General features: G+C 67.6%; 20 protein-coding genes and 1 pseudogene. 13 read left to right on the forward strand and 8 right to left on the reverse strand.

Features of this window, described 5'->3' with window-relative positions; genetic code table 11:
- The first annotated feature begins 113 nt into the window (after positions 1-113).
- Positions 114-1751, forward strand: coding sequence for an electron transfer flavoprotein-ubiquinone oxidoreductase (locus tag GH664_RS17915; RefSeq protein ID WP_153169430.1), 1638 nt, complete (start codon positions 114-116; stop codon positions 1749-1751).
- A 72-nt stretch (positions 1752-1823) separates the two neighbouring features.
- Here the strand turns inward: GH664_RS17915 and GH664_RS17920 are convergent, their stop codons facing one another.
- A complete protein-coding gene (locus tag GH664_RS17920; protein ID WP_153169431.1) occupies positions 1824-2678 on the reverse strand; it encodes a cache domain-containing protein in 855 nt (284 codons plus the stop codon).
- A gap of 103 nt (positions 2679-2781) precedes the next feature.
- Positions 2782-4581, reverse strand: a complete 1800-nt coding sequence (locus GH664_RS17925) for a methanol/ethanol family PQQ-dependent dehydrogenase (RefSeq protein WP_228111597.1) — start codon at positions 4579-4581, stop codon at positions 2782-2784.
- Positions 4582-5090: 509 nt separating this feature from the next.
- On the opposite strand from GH664_RS17925, the gene GH664_RS17930 reads away from it, so the two are divergent.
- The 4 genes from GH664_RS17930 to GH664_RS17945 all read left to right on the forward strand — a co-directional run bounded on the left by GH664_RS17930 (position 5091) and on the right by GH664_RS17945 (position 9630).
- Positions 5091-5825: a quinoprotein dehydrogenase-associated SoxYZ-like carrier gene (locus GH664_RS17930; protein WP_153169474.1), complete on the forward strand. Its 735-nt coding sequence runs from the start codon at positions 5091-5093 to the stop codon at positions 5823-5825.
- Positions 5822-6832, forward strand: a complete 1011-nt coding sequence (locus GH664_RS17935; protein WP_153169432.1) for a quinoprotein relay system zinc metallohydrolase 1 — start codon at positions 5822-5824, stop codon at positions 6830-6832. The genes GH664_RS17930 and GH664_RS17935 overlap by 4 nt, the downstream gene beginning before the upstream one ends.
- 222 nt (positions 6833-7054) lie before the next feature.
- Positions 7055-8050, forward strand: a complete 996-nt coding sequence (locus tag GH664_RS17940) for an ABC transporter substrate-binding protein (protein WP_153169433.1) — start codon at positions 7055-7057, stop codon at positions 8048-8050.
- Entirely contained in the window at positions 8047-9630 is a 1584-nt protein-coding gene (locus GH664_RS17945) for a diguanylate cyclase (protein ID WP_153169434.1), read from the forward strand. The genes GH664_RS17940 and GH664_RS17945 overlap by 4 nt, the downstream gene beginning before the upstream one ends.
- A 37-nt stretch (positions 9631-9667) precedes the next feature.
- Here GH664_RS17945 and GH664_RS17950 read toward each other — a convergent pair whose 3' ends face one another.
- The 5 genes from GH664_RS17950 to GH664_RS17970 form a co-directional block, all read right to left on the reverse strand.
- A complete protein-coding gene (locus tag GH664_RS17950; RefSeq protein WP_153169435.1) occupies positions 9668-10609 on the reverse strand; it encodes a CysB family HTH-type transcriptional regulator in 942 nt (313 codons plus the stop codon).
- Positions 10606-11718, reverse strand: a complete 1113-nt coding sequence (locus tag GH664_RS17955; RefSeq protein ID WP_153169436.1) for a sulfate/molybdate ABC transporter ATP-binding protein — start codon at positions 11716-11718, stop codon at positions 10606-10608. The genes GH664_RS17950 and GH664_RS17955 overlap by 4 nt, the downstream gene beginning before the upstream one ends.
- Positions 11715-12620 (reverse strand): sulfate ABC transporter permease subunit CysW, encoded by a 906-nt coding sequence (gene cysW / locus GH664_RS17960; protein ID WP_153169437.1) that lies wholly within the window; start codon positions 12618-12620, stop codon positions 11715-11717. Before cysW ends, GH664_RS17955 begins: the two co-directional genes overlap by 4 nt.
- Positions 12620-13471, reverse strand: a complete 852-nt coding sequence (gene cysT / locus GH664_RS17965; protein WP_153169438.1) for a sulfate ABC transporter permease subunit CysT — start codon at positions 13469-13471, stop codon at positions 12620-12622. The genes cysW and cysT overlap by 1 nt, the downstream gene beginning before the upstream one ends.
- A 201-nt stretch (positions 13472-13672) precedes the next feature.
- Complete coding sequence (locus GH664_RS17970) at positions 13673-13972, reverse strand: hypothetical protein (protein WP_153169439.1); 300 nt, start codon at positions 13970-13972, stop codon at positions 13673-13675.
- A 233-nt stretch (positions 13973-14205) separates the two neighbouring features.
- Between GH664_RS17970 and GH664_RS17975 the strand changes: the two genes are divergently transcribed.
- The 3 genes and pseudogenes from GH664_RS17975 to GH664_RS17985 all read left to right on the forward strand — a co-directional run.
- Entirely contained in the window at positions 14206-15336 is a 1131-nt protein-coding gene (locus tag GH664_RS17975; protein ID WP_153169440.1) for a PLP-dependent aspartate aminotransferase family protein, read from the forward strand.
- 115 nt (positions 15337-15451) lie between these two features.
- On the forward strand, positions 15452-18118 hold the full coding sequence (locus GH664_RS17980) for an EAL domain-containing protein (protein ID WP_228111598.1): 2667 nt from the start codon (positions 15452-15454) through the stop codon (positions 18116-18118).
- 88 nt (positions 18119-18206) lie between these two features.
- A pseudogene (locus GH664_RS17985) lies at positions 18207-18368 on the forward strand (chromate transporter); the annotation flags it as partial.
- 74 nt (positions 18369-18442) lie between these two features.
- On the opposite strand, the gene GH664_RS17990 reads toward GH664_RS17985, so the two are convergent.
- Positions 18443-19075, reverse strand: coding sequence for a LysE family transporter (locus GH664_RS17990; RefSeq protein WP_153169441.1), 633 nt, complete (start codon positions 19073-19075; stop codon positions 18443-18445).
- Positions 19076-19358: 283 nt separating this feature from the next.
- Here GH664_RS17990 and GH664_RS17995 point away from each other — a divergent pair, with 283 nt between their 5' ends.
- The 5 genes from GH664_RS17995 to GH664_RS18015 are packed head-to-tail and all read left to right on the forward strand — an operon-like array spanning position 19359 to position 24333.
- Complete coding sequence (locus GH664_RS17995; protein WP_153169442.1) at positions 19359-20315, forward strand: sulfonate ABC transporter substrate-binding protein; 957 nt, start codon at positions 19359-19361, stop codon at positions 20313-20315.
- 57 nt (positions 20316-20372) lie between these two features.
- Positions 20373-21164, forward strand: a complete 792-nt coding sequence (ssuC, locus tag GH664_RS18000; RefSeq protein WP_228111599.1) for an aliphatic sulfonate ABC transporter permease SsuC — start codon at positions 20373-20375, stop codon at positions 21162-21164.
- Positions 21165-21186: 22 nt separating this feature from the next.
- Positions 21187-22044, forward strand: a complete 858-nt coding sequence (locus GH664_RS18005) for an ATP-binding cassette domain-containing protein (RefSeq protein WP_153169443.1) — start codon at positions 21187-21189, stop codon at positions 22042-22044.
- Positions 22045-22064: 20 nt separating this feature from the next.
- Complete coding sequence (locus tag GH664_RS18010) at positions 22065-22886, forward strand: EAL domain-containing protein (protein ID WP_153169444.1); 822 nt, start codon at positions 22065-22067, stop codon at positions 22884-22886.
- Positions 22887-22914: 28 nt separating this feature from the next.
- Positions 22915-24333 carry an FAD/NAD(P)-binding protein gene (locus tag GH664_RS18015; RefSeq protein WP_228111600.1) on the forward strand — a complete coding sequence of 473 codons (1419 nt, stop codon included), beginning with the start codon at positions 22915-22917 and terminating at the stop codon, positions 24331-24333.
- Positions 24334-24497: the final 164 nt, after the last annotated feature.

The raw sequence follows: 24497 nt of genomic DNA on the forward strand, positions 1-24497 counted from the left end.
CGTATGTTTTTAAGAGCGCCGCACGCTCCGTCCTGCCGCTTGCACCATCGGCGGAACGTTCAAGGCGCAGAACCCAGATAGGGCACATGCCGCACAGTCCAGAGGAGAAAGGGATGGAACGCGAATCGATGGAATTTGACGTACTGATCGTCGGCGGTGGCCCTGCGGGGCTGGCGGCGGCGATCCGCATGAAGCAACTGGCTGCGGCCAAGGGCCAGGACGTCTCGGTGTGCCTGATCGAGAAGGCCGCCGAGATCGGTGCCCACATCCTGTCGGGCGCGGTGATGGATCCGCGTGCGCTCACCGAGCTGATTCCCGACTGGAAGGACAAGGGCGCGCCGCTCAGGACCGCCGTCACCGAAGACAAGGTGCTGATGCTCTCCGAGACCGGTGCGCGCGCAGTGCCGCACGGCCTCACGCCCGATTGCCTGATCAACCACGGCAACTACATCGTGCGCCTCGGGAACGTGGTGAAGTGGCTCGGCGAGCAGGCCGAGGCGATGGGCGTGGAGGTCTATCCGGGCTTTGCCGGCGCCGAGATCCTGTTCGATGAGGCGGGCGCGGTGAAGGGCGTGGCCACCGGCGACATGGGCGTCGGGCGTGACGGCGAGCCGGGCCCCGCCTACCAGCCGGGCATGGAGCTGCACGCCAAGTACACCCTCTTCGCCGAGGGCTGCCGCGGCCACCTGGGCAAGCAGCTCGAGGCGAAGTTCAAGCTCAGGGACGGCGTCGATCCGCAGACCTACGGCATCGGCATCAAGGAGCTGTGGGAGGTGAAGCCCGAGAACCATCGCCCCGGCCTGGTGGTGCACACCGCCGGCTGGCCGATGGACAACACCACCTATGGCGGCGGCTTCGTCTATCACCTCGAGGACAACCTGGTGGCGGTGGGCTTCGTGGTCGGCCTGGGCTACAGCAACCCGCACCTGTCGCCCTTCGAGGAGATGCAGCGCTACAAGACCCACCCCGAGATCCGCAAGTACCTCGAAGGCGGCAAGCGCCTGGCCTATGGCGCGCGCGCCATTGCCGCCGGTGGCCTGCAGAGCCTGCCACGGCTGATCTTCCCGGGCGGGGCGCTGATCGGCGATGACGCCGGCTTCCTCAACGCCGCGCGCATCAAGGGCAGCCATGCGGCGATCAAGTCCGGCATGCTCGCCGCCGACGCGGCCTTCGACGCGCTCATGACGCAGCGCCAGCGCGATGCGCTCACCGCCTATCCGTCGGCCTTCCAGGATTCCTGGCTGCACGCCGAGCTGCACCAGACGCGCAACTTCAAGCCCTACATGAAGAAGGGCCTGTGGCTGGGCTCCTTCCTGTTCGGCGCCGAGCAGAAGCTCTTCAAGGGCAAGGTGCCCTGGACGCTGCACAACAGCGCCGACCACCTCGAACTCCGGCCCGCGGCCGAGTGCGCGAAGATCGCCTATCCCAAGCCCGACGGCGTGCTGACTTTCGACCGCCTGTCGTCGGTGTTCCTGTCCAACACCAACCACGAGGAAGACCAGCCCTGCCACCTGCAGCTCAAGGACCCCTCGGTGCCGATCAGCGTGAACCTGGCGAAATACGATGCGCCCGAGCAGCGCTACTGCCCGGCCGGGGTGTACGAGATCGTGCAGGAAGACACCGGCCCGCGGCTGCAGATCAACGCGCAGAACTGCGTGCACTGCAAGACCTGCGACATCAAGGACCCGACCCAGAATATCAACTGGGTGGTACCGCAAGGTGGCGAGGGGCCGATCTACCAGGGGATGTAAGCGACTGCGGGACACGGCCTCGAACAGGCCGTGTCCCGCGCCCTGCAGGCACATTGCCGGCGGCGCGCCCGATTACTCCAGGTAATGCCCGACGCCGACCAGCGAGCCGGTGACACGGCGCACATAGGCGCGCTTCTTCTCCACCGCGTTGGTGACCGGGTTGCGCCACACGTAATCCACCGTGGCCTCGTCCGCGGACTTCAGGCGCTCGACCATCTCCGCGATCAGCGGCTTGCCCGCAGCATCATGCAGGCCCAGCGCGTCAGTTCCGGCGAGCGCGGGATTCATGCCCATGGCCTGGAAGCGGCCGGAATCCAGGTCGACCATGAACACGTACAGGTCGTCGCGCACGAAGCTGCCCGCGCGATCATTGAACGCGGCGGCGGCGCCCTGCGCCCCCTTCGCCCGGGCCAGGTCGACCGCCTTGTCGAGCATCGTGCGCGCCTGCTCGGCGGTCGAACGTGCCGCCGAATAGCCGACGCCGACCACGTAGTCGCCCACCTTGCGCACATAGCTCGCCTTGGGCTCGACCTTGTTCGTCGCGCGGTTCAGCCACACGTAGCGCACCGTCGCTTCCGGCGCCTTGCGGGTGGCATCGATCATGTTGCGGAACAGGGGGTTGCCCGCAGCGTCGGTGGTGTCGATCACGTTCAGGCCGACGAGCGATTCGGGCGCCGCGCCGCTGGCGTGGTACACCCCCTTGTCGTCGATCACGAACACGTACAGGTCCTTGCGGACGAACTTGCCTTTCTGGTTGTTGAAGGCGGCGAAGGCGCGCTCGGCGCCATTGGCCTCCATGTACTTCACCGCCTGATCGAACATCGCCCGCGCCTCCAGCGGCGTGGCCCGTTCCGCGGCCAGCGCGCCGGCGGCGAAGGAAGCCGCCATGGCGGCGGCCAGCGCGGTGTTCAGGATGCGTATCTTCATCGTGGAAATTCCTTTGGTGGCAGATTCGGGCATGTCTGCGGCACCGGCCCGCCGAGGCCGATCCTGCAGACACACCCGCCCGACCGTCAGCGGCCGGACCGGATCAGGACTTGTGCAGCTTGAACACCCACACCGAGCCGCCCTGCTCCAGCATGTTCACCCGCTTGGCGACGTCGCCGCCCCACAGCGGCACCGCGCCACCCCAGCCGGACACCACGGCGACGTACTGCTCGCCGCCCTCGTCCCAGGTGATCGGCGGCGCGATCACGCCGGAGCCGGTCTGGAACTGCCACAGCTCCTTGCCTGAGTTGGCGTCGATCGCCTTCAGGTAGCCTTCGGGCGTACCGTAGAAGACCAGGTCGCCGGCGGTGGTCAGCACCCCGCCCCACAGCGGCGCATTGTTCTTCACTTCCCACACGATCTTGCCCTTGACCGGATCGACCGCGCGCAGCGCGCCGATGTAGTCGTCATTGAGCGGCTTGATGGTGAAGCCCGCGCCCAGGTAGGCGGCACCGCGCTTGTACGAGATCGGCTCGTTCCAGATGTCCATGCCCCACTCGTTGGCCGGCACGTAGAACAGGCCGGACTTCGGGCTGTAGGCCATCGGCATCTGGTTCTTGCCGCCGAGGAAGGACGGCGCGTTGAACACCGTCTTGCCCTTCTTGTCCTCGCCGACGGTCTCGACGAAGGGGTTGCCCGGGCGCTTGTCGTCGTCGTAGATCGGCCGGCCGGTCTTGAGGTCGATGCCCTTGGCCCAGTCGATGCGATTGACGAAGGGGAAGGCGTTCAGCAGCTTGCCGTTGCTGCGGTCATTGACGAAGAAGAAGCCGTTGCGGTCGGCCTTGCCGCCGGCCTTGACCGTCTTGCCCGTCTTCGGATCCTTGTAGTCGAAGGACACGAATTCGTTCACGCCGTCGAAGTCCCAGCCATCGTGCGGCGTGCTCTGGTAGTGCCACACGATCTTGCCGGTGTCGGGGTTGATGGCGATCGTGGATGACGAATACAGGTTGTCGCCCGGGCGCAGCCAACTGTTCCACGGCGCCGGGTTGCCGGTGCCGATGTAGATCAGGTTGGTCTCGGGATCGTAGTTGGCGGTCTGCCACGGCGCCGCGCCGCCGGTCTTCCACAGGTCGCCCGGCCAGGTGGCGTTGGTCGTGCCGGTAATGCCGTTGTCGACCGGCTTGCCCTCGGCGTCGTACTTGTGGCCCATGTGGCCCTCGACCGTCGGCCGACTCCAGATCAGCTTGCCGGTCTTCGCATCACGCGCGTCGACGCGGCCCACCACGCCGAACTCGCTGCCCGAGTTGCCGGTGATGACCATGCCCTTGACGATCTGCGGTGCGGCGGTGAAGGAATAGCCGGCCTTGTAGTCCTCGATCTTCTCGCGCCAGACCACCTTGCCGGTGTCCTTGTTGAGCGCCACCAGTTGTGCATCCAGCGTGCCGAAGATCACGAGGTCGTCGTAAAGCGCGGCGCCGCGGTTGATCACGTCGCAGCACGGCATGATGCCGTCGGGCAGGCGGTGCTCGTACTTCCACAGTTTCTGCCCGGTCTTGGCGTCGAGCGCGAAGATGCGGCTGTACGACGCGGTGACGTACATCTTGCCGTCGAACACCACCGGCTGCGACTGCTGGCCGCGCTGCTTCTCGCCACCGAAGGAAAACGACCATACCGGCACCAGGTCCTTCACCGTCTGCGTGTTGACCTGTGTCAGCGGGCTGAAGCGCTGGCCTTTCGATCCCAGGCCATTGCTGACCACCTGGGTGGTGATGGTGGCGTCATTGACGACGTCGTCGTCCGTCACGCCCCTGGCATTGGCCTGGGCGGCGCCCAGCATCATGACGGCGGTGGCGATCAGCGACAGGCCGCGCATGCGGCGCGGCTGCTTGGAGCTTCGATCCATGTCTTCCTCCTCGGGATGTCGAATAAGAGAGTGTTGTTTTCTGCGGTGTTGATGCGACAGGCAGCGCCGGGCATCGCCCCGTGCCAGCCTGCGCAAGCGCCATGCCACATCACCGAAAGCCTCAAGCGCCGCAGGATTGGCGGCTGCCTGCTGCTACAAGGGCTGCTACATCGGCTGCTCCACCTGCTCCAGATTCGCGAGCGGCATCCGGTCAAGGCAGGATTTATTGAGCAATCGAGCAGGCGCGGCCGCGCCTCGGGGTCGATGCCGCCACGCCGCCACGGCTGTACGCGTTGCTGGCATGTCGATTGCTCGCGATCTGGACCCGTCCACGCCTGCAACACCCGGAGCAGACGATGCCCGCACCCGGTTCGCGCGCCCTGAGCGCGCTGATGACCCCGCTGTTCGCCCTTCTCGCGTCCGCCCCTCTCACGTTCGCCCCTCTCGCGTTCGCCCTTCTCGCGTTCGCCGCGCCGGCGTCCGCGGCCTCGCCGCTGGCCGGTGGTCCCATGTCGCGCGGGCCTGCCAGCGACGCGGAAGCACTGGCCGATCCGCTGGGTTCGTCACGCTGGCAGGACATGCGGCGCGAACTCTTCCGCGATGCCGCGGTGCGCTTCGACGCACGCGTGTCGGTCACCGCGCCACCCAACGCGGAGGACCCGCTCAACGTCCCGGTGAGCGTGGATGCGAGCGCGCTGCCGGACGTGCGCGAAGTGGTCGTGTTCGCCGACTTCAACCCCATCGTCAAGGTGCTGAGCTTCGCGCCCGTCGATGCCATCGCCACGCTCGGCTTCCGCCTCAAGTTGCAGCAGTCGTCGCCGATCCGCGCCGCGGCGCGCACCGGCGATGGCGTGTGGCATGTGGGCGGCGCGTGGGTGCGCACGCATGGCGGCGGCTGCACGCTGCCCTCGGTGGGCTCGGCCTCGCCGCTGTGGCAGCAGCACCTCAACGAGGTGAGCGGCCGGGTGTGGCACGGCGTCGGCCCGGGCGAACGCCTGCGCCTGCGGGTGATCCACCCGATGGACACCGGCCTCGCCGCCGGCATCCCGTCCTTCCATATCGAGGATCTTCTCGTCAGCGCTGCCGATGGCCGGCCGCTGATGCGCATCCACCCGTTCGAGCCGGTGTCGGAGAACCCGGTATTCACCCTCGACCTGCACAAGGGCACGTCCGCCTCCGGCGCGCTGCGCGTGAGCGGGCGCGACAACAACGGCAACCGCATCGACGCAGGAGTGGCGCAATGAGCCGCACCAACCGCCTCGTCCGCCTGCTGCCCCTGCTCGGCAGCCTCGTCGCCATCGCGGCCCTCGCCCAGGCGCCGGCGCCAGCGGTGCCGCAGGTACCGCCTCCCGCGCGAGCGCCGGGCGTGACAGCCGATTTCGACTATCACCTGCAGCCGCGCGAGGTCGCCGATGGCGTCTACATGATCGAAGGCAGGCGCGAGGATTTCTCCACCGAGAACGGCGGCAACATCGTCAACACCGGCTTCATCGTCGGCAGCAGCGGCGTGATCGTCATCGACACCGGGCCGTCGCGCCGCTATGGCGAGCAGTTGCGCGCCGCGATCACGCGCATCACCCCGCTGCCGGTAGTGCTGACGCTGAACACCCACCACCACCCCGACCACTTCCTCGGCAACCAGGCCTTTCCGCCCGCCACCCTCGCCGCCCTGCCTGAGACGATCACCGGCATCGAGACCGAAGGCGGCGCGTTCAACGACAACATGTACCGTCTCAACGGCGACTGGATGCGCGACACCGAGGTCGTGGTGCCGCAGCAGCGCATCGCCCCGGGCCGGCGCATGGTCGGCGGGCGCGACATCGAGCTGCTTGCGCTGGGCGGGCATACAGCCGCCGACCTGGTGGTGATCGACCATGCCACCGGCACGCTGTTCGCATCGGACCTGGTGTTCAACCATCGCGCGCCCACCACCCCGCACGCCGACCTGGCGCGTTGGATTGCTGCGCTGGCCTCGCTGGCCGAACTGCCGGTGCGCCACTATGTGCCCGGCCATGGTCCGGCCAGCGACGACGCCTCCCCCCTGCTTGAGACGCGCGCCTACCTGGAATGGCTGGGCCACGCCATCCACGAGGCCGCGGCCGGCGGCATGGACATGGCGGAGGTGCTCGCGCGTCCGGTGCCGTCGCGCTTTACCGCATTGGCGCTCGCGGACCGCGAGTACCGCCGCTCCGTGTCACACCTGTTTCCGGCTGCCGAGCGCGCCGCGCTCGCCACCTCCACGCCGCGCTAGCGCGACGCCACGCGCCGCGCGCGCGCCGGCACCGCGCCCCGATCCGCCTGCCGCCGCCGCGAATCCCGCCCGGCGCGTGACGCCTCGCACGCCCGCTCTGCGATCGTCGCCCGACTCCAGGCGCCATTCGCCATAATTCCTCAGTTAAAGCATGGTTTCTGCCCTGCATGAGGCACGCCATGCCTTGCCCAGCATGGCACCGGAAACGGACTGGATACCCAGATGGCGCAGTCGCCTCCACCCTCGGCCGCTTGCAAGGTTCGCCGCCGCCTCCTCGCGGCGCTGCCGGCCTTTGGGCTGCTGACCTTGCAGGGCTGCACGCCCCCGGCACCGTTGGTGATCGCAGCGCACACCTGGCCCGGCTACGAGTTCATGTTTCTCGCCCGCGACCTCGGCTGGCTCGGCACCAGCGGCGTTTCCCTGACGAGGACGAGTTCGGCGACGGAATCCATCCGCGAGCTTGAACAGGGACGCGTGGACGGCGCCGCCCTGACGCTGGACGAGGTCCTGCGCGTACGCGCCAGCGGCACCGCCCTCACCATCGTCCTGGTGTTCGACATCTCGGCCGGCGCCGACGTGGTGCTGGCACGTGGCAACATCGAGGCCCTGCCCGCGCTGCGCGGCCGGCGCATTGGCGTGGAAAGCGGCACGGTGGGCGCGCTGATGTTGCGCAAGCTGATGGTCGCGGCAGAGCTGCAGGACGCGGACATCATCGCCGAGGCCTTGCCGGCCGACGAACACCTTGGCGCCTGGCAGGCCGGCCGGCTCGACGCAATCGTGACCTACGAGCCCACCGCCACGCTGATCGAGCAGACAGGCGCCCGGCGCATCTTCGACAGCCGCATGTTTCCGCCTCTGGTCATCGACGTGCTCGCGGTCCGCCGCGAGATCCTCCATGCGCGTCGGGACGACCTGCGCGCCCTTGCGCGCGCGCATTTCCGTGCGCTGCGGCATTTCACCCGGCATCGCCTGGACGCGGCCCATCGCCTTGCGGCGCGCATGAAGTTATCCCCCGAGGGCGTGCTCGACACCTATCGCGGGCTCGAGTTGCCCGATGTCGCACAGAATCGCGACCTGCTCGGCGGCACGGCCCCGCGTCTTGCCCCGACGCTTGCAGAAGTGTCGCGACTGATGCTCGAGCTCGGCTCCCTGCCGCATGCCGACAAGCTTGCCGGGATCGTGTCCGATGTGGCGCTTCCCCAGGGGAACTTCCAGTGAGCCGGATTCGCCATGCGAGCGCGGCGCTGATGATGGCCCTTTCGGCCCTCTGGCTGCTGCCCGGAACGCATCCCGCGGCAGCGGCGAGCGGCGACACCGACCTCACCATAGGGGTGGTGAAGAACCATTCCCCCGACGTCACGCTGCGCCAGATGCAGACGCTCGCCGACTACCTGAGCGCCGGGCTGGGCGACACGCGGGTGTCGCTGCGGGTGATGGATCTCGACGAAATCGACGCCGCCAGCGCAAGGCACCAGCTCGATTTCCTGTTGACCTCGCCATCGCAGTACGTGCAGTTGAAGCGCCGCAACGGGCTGTCGGGCGCACTCGCCACGCTCGTCGCCGGTGAGGGCGGCAAGCCGCTCTCCGCAATCGGCGGCGCGATCGTCGTCCGCGCCGACCGAAACGACATCCGCACGCTGGCAGACCTCGCGACGCGGCGGATCGCCGCTGCCGCACCGCAGTCACTGGGCGGCTACCAGGCGCAGCTATGGGCGCTGCACGACGCCGGACTCCCCCTGCCCAACGCCGGTCAAATCGAGTTCGCCGGCCTGCCGCAGGACCGCGTGGTGGACCTGGTGCTGCGCGGCAAGGCCGATGCCGGCTTCGTACTCGGCGGCATCGTCGAGGAAATGGTTCGCAATGGGAGGCTGGAGCCGGATGCGCTGAAATTCATCAACGCCCAGGCGCTGCCGGATTATCCGTACACGGTGTCGACCTACCTGTACCCGCAAGCGCCCTTCGTCGTGCTGCCGCACGTCAGCGAAAGCCTCTCGCGGCGGGTCGCAGCCCTGCTCCTGTCGATGCCCGCCCAGCCGGACGGAAGCGGCAACCACTACGCGTTCACCATCCCGGCCGACTACGCCGGTGTCGAGGAGATCATGCGCGAACTGCGCCTGCCACCTTTCGACACCTTGCCGCGCTTCGGCTTGCACGACGTATGGCACCAGTATCAGTGGGAAATGCTCGCAGCCTCCTCCGCCGCGTTCGTCATCGCCACACTGGTGCTGATGCTGCTGCTGCGCAATCGCGAGATCCGCTACATGGCGCAGCATGACGCCCTCACCGGCCTGGCGAACCGAGCCCTGTTCACCGACCTCGTCGCCAGCACCATTGCCGCGGCACGCCGCGACCACGGCGTGCTGGCGCTGCTGCTCATCGACCTCGACCACTTCAAGTCCGTCAACGACACCCTCGGCCACGCCGCCGGTGACGTGGTGCTGGCCCAGTTCGCATCGCGCCTGCGCTCGGCCATCCGTGAATCGGACACGGCGGCGCGCATCGGCGGTGACGAGTTCATGGTCCTGCTGCGCAACGTCCACGATGCCGCGGACGCGCTGCGCGTCGCCGAGAAGATCCGTGCGGTCTCGAAGCAGCCCGTGGTGACGGAGCGGCAGACGGTGACGCTCTCGGTCAGCATCGGCGTGGCGCTCTACCCGGAACACGGCAGCGGCCTGGAGGACTTGTCGCGGCGGGCGGACGAGGCCATGTACCAGATGAAGACAGCAGGCCGTGACGCAGTCGCGCTCTACCGGCCCGCTCCTCCCCAGCCGCCGGCCGACGCGGCATCGGCGGCATGAAGGCTTGTCGCCGTACGCCGGCCCGGGTGGCGAGGATTCAGGCCGCCGCCTCGCTCACCGGCCTGGCAAGCGCCTGGCTCACCATCGCCTCGGTCAGCTCCGGCGCGCACAGTTCGATGAAACGATAGGCGAAGCCGCGCAGGTAGTGCCCGCGGCGCACCGCGATGCGGGTGACGTTCTCGGGGAACAGATGGCGGCTGTCCAGACAGCGCAGGCCGCCATCGCGCGCCGGATTGAAGGCCATCGACGCCAGGATGCCGACCCCCAGGCCGAGCTCCACATAGGTCTTGATCACGTCCGCGTCCAGGGCCGACATCGCGACGTCCGGCACCAGCCCCGCGCGGGCGAAAGCCTGGTCGATGCGCGCGCGGCCGGTGAAGCCTTCGTGATAGGTGATGACGGGAAAGCGCGCGATCGCCGCCAGCGTCAGCGGCTGTACCGATTCGAGCGGATGGCCTGCCGGCACCAGCACCGAGTGGTGCCAACTGTAGTAGGGGAATGAGGCCAGTTCGGGCACCTCGGCGACGGCCTCGGTCGCGATGCCGATGTCCGCCTCGCCGTCGAGCAGCATCTGCACCAGTTCCTCGGGACTTGCCTGGTGCAGCTTCAGATAGACCCGGGGGAAGGCGTGCTTGAAGCTGGTCACCACCTTGGGCAGCGCATAGCGCGCCTGAGTGTGGGTGGTGGCGATCGTCAGCGTGCCCTCGTCGCGGTTGCTGTACTGCTCGGCCAGGCGCTTGATGTTGCCGGCGTCGAGCAGCATGCGCTCGACCATCACCACGAGTTCCTTGCCCGGCTCGGTGAGGCCGAGCAGGCGCTTGCCCTTGCGCACGAAGAGCTCGATGCCGAGTTCGTCCTCGAGATCCTTGATGTGCTTGGACACCCCGGACTGCGAGGTGAACAGCGCGTTGGCCACCTCGGTGAGGTTGAAGCCGCGCCGCACGGTCTCGCGGATGATGCGCAACTGCTGAAAGTTCATGCTGCCGCTCCCGCTCCTGCTCCCGTTGTCTCGCGCTCGAACACCTTGAGGCGCGACGGCACCAGCCGCACCGCCTGTCCCTCGGCCAGGCCGAGGGCGGCGACCTGCTCACGGGTGAGCTCCACCTCGAAATGCTGGCCGGTGGTGCCATTGATGCCGTCGAGTTCCACCCGTGCGGTGACACCGAAAGCCAGGATGCGGCTCACCCTCGCCGCCACCCCTGCGGTCGACGCCACATCGACAACGATGTCCAGCTCGTGCGGACGGGCGAAGGCGACCACCTCGGCACCGTGATCGAACGTCCCCGACTCGTGTGTCAGCGCATCCGGCGGCAGCACGTCCTCGCCCACGCGCACCGCCTCGCCATCGACACGGCCGTGAAAGAGATTCACCGAGCCGAGGAAGCCATACACGAAAGGCGTCGCCGGCCGGCGATAGACCTCCTCCGGCGTCCCCACCTGCTCCACGCGGCCACGGTTCATCAGCACCACGCGGTCGGCCACTTCCAATGCCTCCTCCTGGTCGTGGGTGACGAAGATTGACGTGATGTGCAGCTCGTCGTGCAGCTTGCGCAGCCAGCGCCGCAGCTCCTTGCGCACCTTGGCGTCGAGCGCGCCGAAAGGCTCGTCGAGCAGCAGCACGCGCGGCTCCACCGCCAGCGCACGGGCCAGTGCGATGCGCTGGCGCTGGCCGCCCGACAACTGCGCGGGAAAGCGGTCCGCCAGCCAGTCGAGCTGCACCAGGTCCAGCAGCTCATGCACCTTGGCGCGGATCTGCTTCTCGGACGGGCGCTGCGCGCGCGGCTTCATGCGCATGCCGAAGGCGACGTTGTCGAACACCGTCATGTGACGGAACAGCGCGTAGTGCTGGAACACGAAGCCCACCTGGCGCTCGCGCACATGGGTGCCGGAAGCGTCCTCGCCGTCGAGCAGCACGCGGCCGCTGTCGGCCGCCTCTAGCCCGGCGATGATGCGCAGCAGCGTCGTCTTGCCGCAACCCGAGGGGCCCAGCAGGGCGACGAGCTCGCCGGTGGGAAAGTCGAGGGTGACCTTGTCCAGCGCGACGAAATCGCCAAAACGCTTTTCGATGTTGCTGACCCTGATGCTCATGATGCGTCGTCCTGTTTTTCATTGTGCGCCGCAGCGGCGCGATGTTCCACCCACGTCTTTAGGCCGAGCGTGACCAAAGCCAGCATCGCCAGCAGGGAGGCCACCGCGAAGGCTGCGGCGAACTGGTATTCGTTGTAGAGAATCTCGACGTGCAGCGGCAGGGTGTTGGTCTCGCCGCGGATGTGGCCCGACACCACGCTCACCGCGCCGAACTCGCCCATCGCCCGCGCGTTGGTGAGGATCACGCCATACATCAGGCCCCACTTGATGTTGGGCAGCGTGACATGCCAGAAGGTCTGCCAGCCGTTGGCCCCGAGCACCACCGCGGCCTCCTCCTCTTCCTTGCCCTGCGCCTCCATCAGCGGGATCAATTCGCGCGCGACGAAAGGGAAGGTCACGAACACAGTGGCCAGCACGATGCCCGGCACGGCGAAGATGATCTTGACGTCGTGCTCCGACAGCCACGGCCCCAGCCAGCCCTGCGCGCCGAACACCAGCACGTAGATCAGGCCGGCGATCACCGGCGACACCGAGAACGGCAGGTCGATCAGCGTGATCAGGAAGTGCTTGCCGCGAAACTCGAACTTGGCGATCGCCCACGCCGCCGCGACGCCGAACACCAGGTTCAGCGGCACCGCGATCAGCGCCGCGAGCAGCGTCAGCCTCACCGCCGACAGCGCATCCGGGTCGAGCAGCGCGGTAAGGTAGGTCTCCCAGCCCTTGCGCAGCGCCTCGACCAGGACCGCCACCAGCGGCATCAGCAGGAACACCGCGAAGAAGCTCAGCGACAGGCCGATGATGATCCACTTGACGAGCGGCGTCTCGCGCGTCGCCGCCTTCGATTCGAAGCGGGCCGCACCGTCGCCTGCGCCGCTCCACTGCATTGCCACTGCGCCCGACATCAGCGGTTCCTCCCGGTTCCGGGTTTGTGAAATGAGGCGGTCCATGCCTGCAGGCCGTTGATCACCAGCAGCAGCGTGAAGGAGAACATCAGCATCACCACTGCGATCGCGGTCGCCCCGGTGTAGTCGTACTGCTCGAGCTTGGTGATGATCATCAGCGGCGTGATCTCCGACACCATCGGGATGTTGCCGGCGATGAAGATCACCGAGCCGTACTCACCCACCGCGCGGGCAAAAGCGAGCGCGAAACCGGTCAGCAGTGCCGGCAGCAGCACCGGCAGGATCACGTGGCGGAAGATCTGCCAGCGCACCGCGCCCAGGCTGGCCGCAGCCTCTTCCAGCTCAGTGTCGAGGTCTTCCAGGATGGGCTGCACCGTGCGCACCACGAAAGGCAGGCCGATGAACACCAGCGCCACCAGCACGCCCAGCGGCTTGAACGCCACCTGGATGCCCAGCGGCTCGAGCAACTGGCCGATCCAGCCGTTCTTCGCATACAGCGCGGTCAGCGCGATGCCCGCGACCGCGGTGGGCAGCGCGAACGGCAGGTCAACCAGCGCATCGATCAGCTTCTTGCCCGGAAACGTGTAGCGCACCAGCGCCCAGGCCAGCATCAGGCCGAACACCGCGTTGATCGCCGCCGCCAGCAACGACATGCCGAAGGACAGCTTGTAGGACGCCACCACGCGCGGCGCGGTGACCACTGCCCAGAACTGATCGAAGGTGAGCGTAAAGGTTTTCAGGAACACCGCCGCCAGCGGCACCAGCACGATCAGCGACAGGTAGGCCAGCGTGTAGCCAAGGGTGAGCCGGAAGCCCGGCAGCACGCGGAAGGAGCGGGCCGGGGCATTCATGGCGCCCTCCCGAACGGCTCGCGGCCCGAAGCATCGTGAATGAGGAACATGGGGAGCATCTTTCGTCTGCGTAATGAAGCAGAGTCTAAGAGCCCCGGCTTGCGATCAATAAATAATAAAAATCGCGTTTGTTATTCAGTTTTCTGCTAACGAGTGCTCAGCGGATCTGCGCGCAGCGATCCGTCGCCGCGTGTGCGCGGGCTATAGCTCTTCGTCGTCACCGCGGGCGACGACCTGATCCTCGATGCGGATTCCCTGCGCGAAACCGCAACCCCGCACATGACCGTAGGCATCGTCGATGCGCTCGAACCACAACATCTCGTCGTCGGCGCCCAGCAGCAGGTGGCCCACCGCCAGTTCGGGTTCGTCCTCGTCGGCCACGAAGGCCCAGACGTTCCACGGCGTCGACGCCTCCTCGGCGCCGGCCTCCCACTGCCGCAGGATGACCACGCGCAACACCTTGTCGGCCTGCGCCGCGCACCGGAAATCGTTCGGATTCATCTCTCTCCCTTCCTCGGGGCTGCCAATGGGCCACGATCATCGCACAGGCGCAGGCAGCAGCAGGATTGCCCTGCGACAACGCAGCCGACGCCAGGCGGTGGCCAAACAGGCACATGGCCGATTAGCATTTCGGACTTCGCCTCCTGCCTGCCCGCTTGCGTGCCGCAGACAGGCACCATTTTTCACCGCCGGGCCGCCGCATCGCGGCTGCGCCCCGCCCCCAGGACATCACGATGACCTCCGTCGAAACCCTCACCGTCCATGGCCTCGGCCGCGTTGCCGAGCCGTATCGCGACATCGTCCCGCCCATCCACCTCGCGAGCACATTCGAGCGCGCCGCCGACGGCAGCTACCCGGGTGGGCGCGTCTATGCGCGCGATGCCAGCCCCGCCTATCTGGAGGCGGAAGAGGTGCTGCGCCAACTGGAAGGCGGCGCGCAGTCGCTGCTGCTCGCGTCCGGCCATGCGGCGGCGTCGGCGGTGCTGCAGGCGCTCGATGCCGGCGACCGCGTCGTCGCGCCGCATGCGATGTACTGGGGCCTGCGCAAATGGCTGCTGGAGCTGGCCGAGCACGGCCACATCCAGCTCGCCTTCTACGACAACACCGACCTCGACGACATGCGCCGCCAGCTCGCGGCCGCCCCCACCCGCCTGCTGTGGCTGGAGACACCCGCCAACCCGACCTGGGAGGTCGCCGACATCGAGGCGGCAAGCGCCATGGCGCGCGAGCACGGGGCGATGACGCTCGTCGACTCCACCGTGCCGACGCCGGTGCTGTGCCAGCCGCTGAAGCTGGGCGCGGACGTCGTGCTGCACTCGGCGACCAAGTACCTCAACGGCCATTCCGACGTGGTCGCGGGCGTGCTCGTCACCCGCGAAGACTCGCCCCTGTGGCAGCGCATCCGCATGATGCGCGCCCTCGGCGGCGCCGTGCTGGGCCCGTTCGAGGCCTGGCTGCTGCTGCGCGGCATGCGCACACTGCACCTGCGGGTACGCGCCGCCAGCGCCAGCGCGCTGCGCATCGCCACCGAGCTCGAGGCGCACCCTGCGGTCGCGCAGGTGCTCTACCCCGGCCTCGCCTCGGACCCCGGCCACGCCATCGCCGCCCGCCAGATGAACGGCGGCTTCGGTGGCATGCTGTCGATCCGGGTGAAGGGCGGCGAGGCCGCGGCGCGCGAAGTCGCCGCCCGGGTGCAGGTGTTCAAGCGCGCGACCTCGCTCGGCTCGGTGGAGAGCCTGATCGAGCACCGTGCCAGCGTCGAGGGCCCCGGCACGCGCTGTCCGGACGACCTGCTGCGCATTTCGGTGGGAATCGAGCCGGTGGACGACCTGCTGGCGGACCTGCGCCAGGCGCTCGCGGCCTGAGCACGACCCGAGCCCTTGCGAGCGACGTGGTGGCATTGCAAGGCCGACCTGGCGGCGACCGGCGGTGAGCGCACCGACAGCTCGCCCACCCCGTCATTTGATTTACCGGACACGCATGGCCAGCAACTTGCAGAAGAACAGGAAGACCGTATTACTCACCCTGATCGCGACGGTCGTGCTGCTGAACGTATTCAACCTCGCGCTGATGGCCTACACGCTGTGTACTGCGCGCGAGCGCCAGGAACAGGAAGTCCGCACCACTGTCGAAAACCTCGCGCTTCTGCTGGACCAGAGCGTCACCGCGATGACCCGCGAGGTCGATCTATCGCTGCGCGAGATCCAGCACAATCTGGAAATCGACCTGCGCCAACGGGGCACGATCGCCAAGGGGGACGCGGAGACGCTGGTCGCCCTGCGCGAGGAATGGCTCTCCGGCGTCGCCGAGATCCGCGTCGCCGACGCGACGGGAGCCGTCCTGCTGGGGCACGGCGTCACTGCCGACACCGACGTCAGCTACGCGGATCGGCCGTTCTTCAATGAACACCGGATGCACCCGGACGACCGCATGCTGGCGAGCAAACTGCTCAAGGGCCGCATCGCGGGAACGTGGATCAATGTCTTCTCGCGCCGCTACAACCATCCGGACGGAAGCTTCGCCGGTATCGTCACCGCCGCGATTCCTGCCAGCAATTTCCGCAAGCTGCTGTCGGGTCTGAAGCTGGGGCCGCGCGGCATCGCCCTCATGCGCGACAGCGACATGACGCTGATCGCGCGCTTTCCGCCTTCGAAATCGCCGGCCGGCAAGGTGGGCAGCGTGGGCGGTTCGACGGAGCTGGCCGACATCATCGCGTCGGGTGTCGCCCAGGCGACCTTCTACAGCGACCGCACCGCCGACGGCATCAACCGCATCGACGCCTACCGCAAGCTCTCGCTGATGCCGGCCTTCGTGGTGGTGGGACTGGGCGAGGAAGACTACCTGGCCCAATGGTGGGACGACGTCCGCAAGGGCGCCATCCTGTCCGCGCTGTTCCTCATCGTCACCATCTGCGCAGCGTGGCTGCTGTGGCGCCTGCTCGATGCGAACGAGCGAGCGAACCGACGCAATCAGATCCTGTTGCAGAACGCGAGCGACGGCATCCACATCACCGACCTGCAGGGCAACGTCATCGAGGCCAGCGACGCCTTCTGCCGAATGCTGGGGCAACCGCGCAACGAGGTCATCGGCTTGAACATCCGCGACTGGGATGCCTTGCTGTCTGAGCAGGAAATCAACCGCGAAGTCCAGCGCACCTACGATGCCAAGGCGGTACGCACCATCGAATCGCAGTTCCGCCACAGCAGCGGCAGGATCTATCCGGTCGAGATCGCGTCGTTTCCGCTGGAACTCGACGGCAAGCCCATCCTGTTCAACTCCGCGCGCGACATCACCGAACGCAAAGCCTCGGAGGAGAAGGCCGAGCGGCTCGCCTTCTTCGACCCGCTCACGCAGTTGCCGAATCGCCGCCTTCTCCTCGATCGGCTGCAACACGCAATCCGGTCCTGCGCCCGGCGCGCGAGCCGCGGCGCGCTGCTGTTCGTCGACCTGGACAACTTCAAGTCGGTCAACGACACCGCCGGCCATCATGCGGGCGACAGCCTCCTGCAGCAGGTCGCCGACGTCCTGAGTGCCTGCGTACGCAGGGAAGACACCGTAGCCAGGCTGGGAGGCGACGAATTCGTGGTCATGCTCGAATCCCTGAGCGAACACGACGTCGAGGCCGCCCAACGCGCCGAGGCCGTCGGCCGCCACATCCTGCAGGCGCTGCACAAGACCTTCCAGTTGGGGAGCGCCGAACATCGTTGCTCGGCGAGCATCGGCATCGCCCTGTTCGGCAAGAACCCGGATGAGAGCGTGGACGAACCGCTGAAGCGGGCGGACCTGGCGATGTACCAGGCCAAGGTGGCTGGCCGCAACGACCTGCGCTTCTTCGATCCGCAGATGCAGGCCGACATCCAGGAACGCGCCGAACTCGAGGCCTCGCTCTGGGATGCGCTGGATGCCGGCTGGTTCTTCCTGCAGTACCAGCCGCAGGTATCCGCGACCGGCCGGATCCTGGGCGTCGAGGCGCTGGTGCGCTGCCGCCATCCCCAACGCGGGGTGATATCGCCCGGCGAGTTCATCCCGCTGGCCGAAGACAACGGACTCATCCTGCCGCTGGGGCGCTGGGTGCTGGAGACCGCATGCGCCAGGCTGGCAAGCTGGGCCAGCTCGCCACGCACCGCGGACCTCACCGTCTCGGTGAACGTGAGTGCACGGCAGATCCGCCAGGACGGATTCGTCGACGAGGTGCGGACGATCCTCGCCCGGACGGGGGCGAACCCCGCCCGACTCAAGCTGGAGCTCACCGAAAGCTCTCTGGTGACGGAGATCGAGAGCGTCATCGTCAGGATGGAGGCCCTCAAGGCGGGCGGCGTCGGTTTCGCGCTGGACGATTTTGGAACAGGCTATTCCTCGCTCGCCTACCTCAAGCGCCTGCCCCTCGATCAGCTCAAGATCGATCAGAGCTTCGTCCGCGACATCCTCGTCGACCCGAACGACGCGGCAATCGCCAGAATGATCATCGTCCTGGCAGAAAGCCTGGGCCTCACGGTGATTGCCGAAGGGGTGGAAACAGCGGCTCAGCGCGACTTCCTGGTCAGCCACGGCTGCCGCGCCTACCAGGGCTACCTGTTCAGCCGCCCGCTCGGCGACGACGAGTTGGAACAGCGTCTCGCTGCGGGTTCGGCCATCACCATGCCCTGACCCGGTCTGCATCGGGGCCGGGAACGAGGCGCCGCCACGCCAGGACGACGAGCCTTACCGACGATCAACGCTCCGGAGCGCTGCACTCATGTCACCCAGCGACATGCCGCAGGAATCTACGCCACCCGCCACGGTCAGCTTCCGCAAAGCCTTCGCCTTCTGGCTCAAGCTCGGCTTCATCAGCTTCGGCGGGCCGGTCGGGCAGATCGCGATCATGCACCAGGAGCTGGTCGAGAACCGGCGCTGGATGCGCGGTGGTCGGATGGATCGCCAGATCCGTGTTGAACTGAAGCCCGGAATCAGGCCGGCTGCCGGGATACGGACCTAGTGCGCGGCCTGCCTGACCGTCGCCAGCAGCGCGGCGGCGGCGCCGAACAGGCTGCCGAACACGCGATTGAGCATGCGCTGCTGACGCGGTTCGCGCAGCAGGCGCAACACCTTTGCGGCAAGCCCGGTGTAGCCGGCCATCACGACGAGATCGACGGTGACCATGGTCGCCGCCATCGTCAGGTACTGCGGCAGCAGCGGCCGGCCGGAATCGAGGAACTGCGGCAACACCGCGAGAATGAAGACGATCGCCTTGGGGTTGCTGGCATTGACCACGAAGCCGCGCATCACCAGCGCCAGCGGCCGTGCGACCGCCACTTCTGCGTCGTCGGTGGCCATTGAGTCAGGCGCGGCACGCCACTGCTTCCAGCCGAGGTAAACCAGATAGGCCACGCCAAACCACTTGATGGCCTCGAAGGCAAACTCGGACGTCGCCAGGATGGCGCCCAGCCCTGCAGCCACGATGGCGATCTGCACGATCAGCGCGAGCTGCAGCCCGACCGCATTCCAGTAGCCACGGCGAAAGCCGAAGTTCAGCCCGGACGACATCGAGGCGATGGCGCCGGCGCCCGGCGAAAGGCTGATCACCCAACAAGCGGTAAAGAAAGCGAGCCAGGTATCCAGAGCCATCGGGAAGGCCTCGTCAGCAAGGGTTCATGGTGTGCCGGCAGTCAGTCTTGGCGATGCGACGCATCGTCTGCTGCAGAGCAGCATGAATGATAGCGTCGCACGGCCGCAGTGGCGAGATGCAACAACACCTTTGCTCCAATTCTGCAGAGCAATCCATCCGCCCTCGCCTAAGCAAAGCGGATTTTCTTGGTTCGTGAAAAACCGCCGGCTATTTAGATTTGCGCCATCGACCGGCGCAATCCGGTCTCCCCGATCGAATCCGAAAACCCGAGGAGCCCATCCCATGAATACGAACCGCCGCTTCCTGCTCAAAGGCCTGTTTGCCGCTGCCACGCTACCGCTCACCCTCGCCGCCCCGCATGCGCTGGCGGAAAGTCCCGAGATCCGCATCGGCTGGCAGAAGGGTTCGACCCTGTCCATCGTCAAGGCGCGCGGCGACCTCGAAGCGAAGCTGAAGGCCGAAGGCGTGAAGGTGACGTGGACCGAGTTCCCGGCCGGGCCGCAGATGCTGGAGGGGCTCAACGTCGGCAGCATCGACCTCGGCGTGGTCGGCGAGACGCCGCCGGTGTTCGCCCAGGCGGCGGGCGCCGATCTGGTGTACGTCGGCAACGAGCCGCCCGCGCCGCGCGCCGAGAAGGTGCTGGTGCCGAAGGAGTCGCCGATCAGGACGCTGGCCGAGCTGAAGGGCAAGCGCATCGTGCTGAACAAGGGCTCGAACGTGCATTACCTGCTGGTGAAGGCACTCGAATCCGCGAAGCTGAAGTACAGCGACGTCGAGGTGGTGTTCCTGCCGCCCGCCGACGCGCGGGCCGCGTTCGAGAAAGGCGCGGTCGACGCCTGGGTGATCTGGGACCCGTTCGGAGCGGCGGCCGAAGCGCAACTGGGCGCGCGCATCGTCGCCGACGGCACGGGGATCGCCAACAACTACAACTTCTACATCGCCGCCCGCCCCTTCGTGCACAAGCACCCGCAGGTGCTCGCTTCGGCGCTGGCGTCGATCAACGAGACCGGCCTGTGGGTGGGCAAGAACCAGAAGGAGGCGGCCGCCATCGTCGCGCCGCAGATCGGCCTGCCACCCGCGATCGCCGAGGTGTCGGTGTCGCGCTACGGCTACGGCGTGAAGCCGCTCACCGACGACGTGGTGAAGCACCAGCAGCAGATGGCCGACACGCTGAGCGAGCTCAAGCTCATCCCGAAGAAGCTCGACGTCGCATCCGTCGTCTGGCGCCCCACCCGATGAACTGTTGAATCCCGGGGAACGGACACGACGCCCTCCCCCGGACACCGAGATCCCGACATGGCAAGCACGATTTCCTCCCCGAGCCCGCGCTGGCTCGGCCAGATCACGCCCTGGCTGGTGCCGGTGGCCATCCTCGCCTCCTGGCAGGCCGTCGCGCAGCTCGGCTGGCTGTCCACCCGCATCCTGCCGGCGCCGTCGGCGGTGCTGTCTGCCGCGTGGACGCTGGCCGCGTCCGGCGAACTGCTGACCCACCTGAAGGCGAGCTTCGCCCGCGCCGCGATCGGCTTCGCCATCGGCGGCGGCATCGGCTTCTTCTTCGGTCTCATCAATGGCGGCTACCGCCTGGCCGAGAACCTGTTCGACACCACGCTGCAGATGGTGCGCAACGTGCCGCACCTGGCGCTGATCCCGCTGGTGATCCTGTGGTTCGGCATCGGCGAGGAAGGCAAGCTCTTTCTCGTCGCGCTCGGCGTGTTCTTCCCGATCTACCTGAACACCTTCCACGGCATCCGCGCGGTGGATGCCTCGCTGGTGGAGATGGGTCGGTCCTACGGCCTGTCGGGCTGGAGCTTGTTCCGCCACGTGATCCTGCCCGGCGCCCTGCCCGGCATCCTGGTGGGGGTGCGCTACGCGCTGGGCTTCATGTGGCTGACGCTGATCGTCGCCGAAACGATCTCCGCCACCTCCGGTATCGGCTACATGGCGATGAACGCACGCGAATTCCTGCAGACCGACATCGTCGTCGTCGCCATCCTGCTCTACGCCGTGCTCGGCAAGCTCGCCGACGTCGCCGCCCGGCTGCTCGAGCGCGGGCTGCTGCGCTGGAACCCGGCTTACGCCCCTGCCTGAAACGAATGCGAAGGAGACTCCAATGGGTGTCATCGACTCGAACGAAATCCGCGCCCTGACCAGCGCCCCCGCGCCCGGCGACGCGCGCAAATCCGGCGTGCACATCCGTTTCGACGGCTTGTCCAAGGCCTATGCCGCACGTCAGGTCCTGAACGATGTGAACCTCGACATCGACGCAGGCGAATTCGTCGCCATCGTCGGCCGCAGCGGTTGCGGCAAGAGCACGCTGCTGCGCCTGCTCGCCGGGCTGGAGCAGCCCGGCGCCGGCGGCATCACGCTCAACGGCCAAGCGCTGCAGCAGACCCGCGACGAACTGCGGCTCATGTTCCAGGACGCGCGCCTGCTGCCGTGGAGGACGGTGGTCGACAACGTCGCGCTCGGGCTGCCCGGTTCTCGCGCCGACGTGCGCCGCGCAGCGCTCGCGGCGCTGGCCGACGTGGGTCTCGCCGACCGCGCCGACGAGTGGCCGTCACGCCTGTCCGGCGGGCAGCGCCAGCGTGTCGCACTGGCCCGCGCCCTGGTGCACAGGCCGCGCCTGCTGCTGCTCGACGAACCGTTGGGAGCGCTCGACGCGCTGACCCGCATCGAGATGCACCAGCTCATCGAGCGACTCTGGCTCGCGCAGGGCTTCACCGCGCTGCTGGTCACCCACGATGTGGCCGAAGCGGTGGCGCTGGCCGACCGCGTGCTGCTGATCGAGGACGGCAGCATCGCGCTCGACCTGCGTGTCCCGCTCGCTCGCCCGCGCGAGCGCGGCAGCGCTGCCTTCGCCGCGCTCGAGGACGACGTGCTACGCCGCGTGCTGCAGCATCCGCCGCTCGAGGACCAGGTCGCTGCGCCTTCTGCAGTCTCGTTCGGGCAGTGGCGATGGGCCGCCTGAACACCCCCAAGGAGCACGACATGATCCCCTCAGCCGACACAGCGGGCGCCCGCACGCGCGCCTTTCTCGACCGGCTTCCGCTCGACCGCGACGGTGGTCGCCAGTTGCGCCGCCTGCCCGACGGCGGCGTGGTCGGCGACTGGTTCGGCTGTGAACTGGCCAGCGTCTTCCAGCCCATCGTCGATCCGGCCGCTCGCCGCACCGTCGGCTTCGAGGCCTTCCTGCGCGTACACGGCAGCGGCGAGCGCGAACTTTCTCCATGGACGCTGTTCTCGTCAAACGCGGACGATCATCGGCTCGTCGCACTCGACCGGCTTGCACGCACGGTGCACGCGCTGAATTTCATCACCTCGGTGCAGGACGAAAGCCTATTGTTCCTGAACGTGCATGGGAGGCTGCTAGCGGCCGTCAGCGAAGATCACGGCGCCGCCTTCCGCAAGGTGCTCGATGCGCTCGGCCTGCCAGCCGACCGTGTGGTCATCGAGACACCCGTTGCGGCAAGCGAACAACCCGGCCTGCTCGCCTTCGTGTTGCGCAATTACCGGCTGAACGGCTTCGGCACCGCGGTGAACCTCGCATCGCCGGCGCAGTGGAACACGCTGTCGCAGATCGTGCCTCCCCAATACGTCAAGATCCGCGACGATGCGGTGGACGCGGAGCGCGATGCGGACGCACTGCAGGCGATCGCCCAGCGCGCCACCCTCATCATCACCCGGCAGGAGGACAGGACCGCCGCGCCTCCGGTGGCGTCGCTCGCACAGGGCTACGCCTGGGGCCTGCCTGCTCAACGCGCCGCGATCGTCAGCCCCCAACGCTTTGCCCTCAAATGTCTCGCCTACTGAATCCGGCCCTGCCCGGAGCGCCGACACCATGACGATGAATCAACATCCGCTGCCGGGCGCCCATCCACGGACCGTGGTCGTCATCGGCGCCGGCTTCAGCGGCACGCTCACCGCCGTCAACATCCTGCGCGAAGCCAAAGGAGGCGAATTCGAAGTCGTACTGATCGAGCAGCGCCCCCGCGCCGGCCGTGGGCTGGCCTATCGAATCTGGGACGACAGCATGTTGCTCAACGTCGTCGCCGGGAACATGAGCGCGCTGGCCGAGCAACCCGATCACTTCGTCGAGTTCTGTCAGGACATCGACCCTGCGCTGCATGCCGGCTCCTTCGTGCCGCGGCGCATCTTCGGTGACTACCTCGAACACCTGCTGCAGCATGCCAAGCACGCGAGCCGTGTGCCTTTCAGCCGGATTCAGGGCGAGGCCGTCCGCCTTGCGCCGCAGGACGGCCCCAAACGCCTGCGGGTCACGTTGGCCGACGGGCAGCAGTTGGACGCCGACGAGGTGGTGCTCGCGCTGGGCCACCTGGGCGCGCAGAAGCTGCACTTCGCCGACGCACTGCGCGGCTCAAGCCGCTACGTCGCCAACCCATGGGACTATGCCGCGATGGACCATATCCCGGCGGGAAAGCCGGTCGTCGTGCTCGGGACCGGCCACACCGCCATCGACGCGGTGTTCCGGCTCACGAGCCGCGACGATGCGCGCAAGATTTTCCTGATATCACGACGCGGCCTGCTGCCGAAGGGACACCGGACGGTTCCCCACCCGCCGCACACCGCCGGCTTTCCGGCGTATCTGGAGCACCTGCGACCGACCGCCTTCGCCCACCTGCGCGCGATCCGCCGCGAGGTGAAGCGTCGACTGCAGGCCGGCGGCAACTGGCGCGACGTCATCAACGAGCTGCGCCCGCACACGCCCGAAATCTGGCGCCGGCTGCGGACCACGGAGCGTCGAAGGCTGCTGTCGCGCGTCGGTCCGTGGTGGGACATCCATCGCCACCGCCTGGCGCCGACCGCCTACCGCCGGCTGCGCGGAATGCAGCAAACCGGCCAGGCGGAAGTCGTCGCCGGCCGGGTGCTGCGGCTGGAGGAAACCGGCGACAGTGTGCACGTCACCGTGCGGCAGCGGGCTGACGCCAGCGAACGCGTGCTCGAGGCCGCCGCGGTGGTCAACTGCACCGGCCCGGACTACGACATCGATCGCCTGTCGCAACCCACCCTCGTCGCCCGACTGCGCGACGAAGGCTACCTGCGGGCGGACCCGCTGCACATCGGCATCGAAGTGGACGAGCAGTACCACCCGGTCGGCGCGGACGGCCGCAAGATGCCGGGCGTGCACTACGTCGGCCCGATGCTGCGGGCGCTTTATTGGGAAGCGATCGCGGTGCCCGAATTGCGCCGCCACACGCTGGCACTGGCGCGCCATCTGCTCGCCCCGCGCAAGGCCTGATTTTCGCGCCCGTGCGGGGTGAAAAACGCGCCGCGCGGCCTTTGTCATGCAATGGCCGGAATATCCCGGCCATATATCGGCAATGAGAATGCAATGGAAGATTCATTGGTTCGTAATGGCCTCTGACCGCTCTAGGCTGCGTGTATCGACAACGCACATACGCC

The sequence above is a fragment of the Thauera sp. 2A1 genome, from assembly GCF_009469595.2.
Taxonomy (GTDB): domain Bacteria; phylum Pseudomonadota; class Gammaproteobacteria; order Burkholderiales; family Rhodocyclaceae; genus Thauera.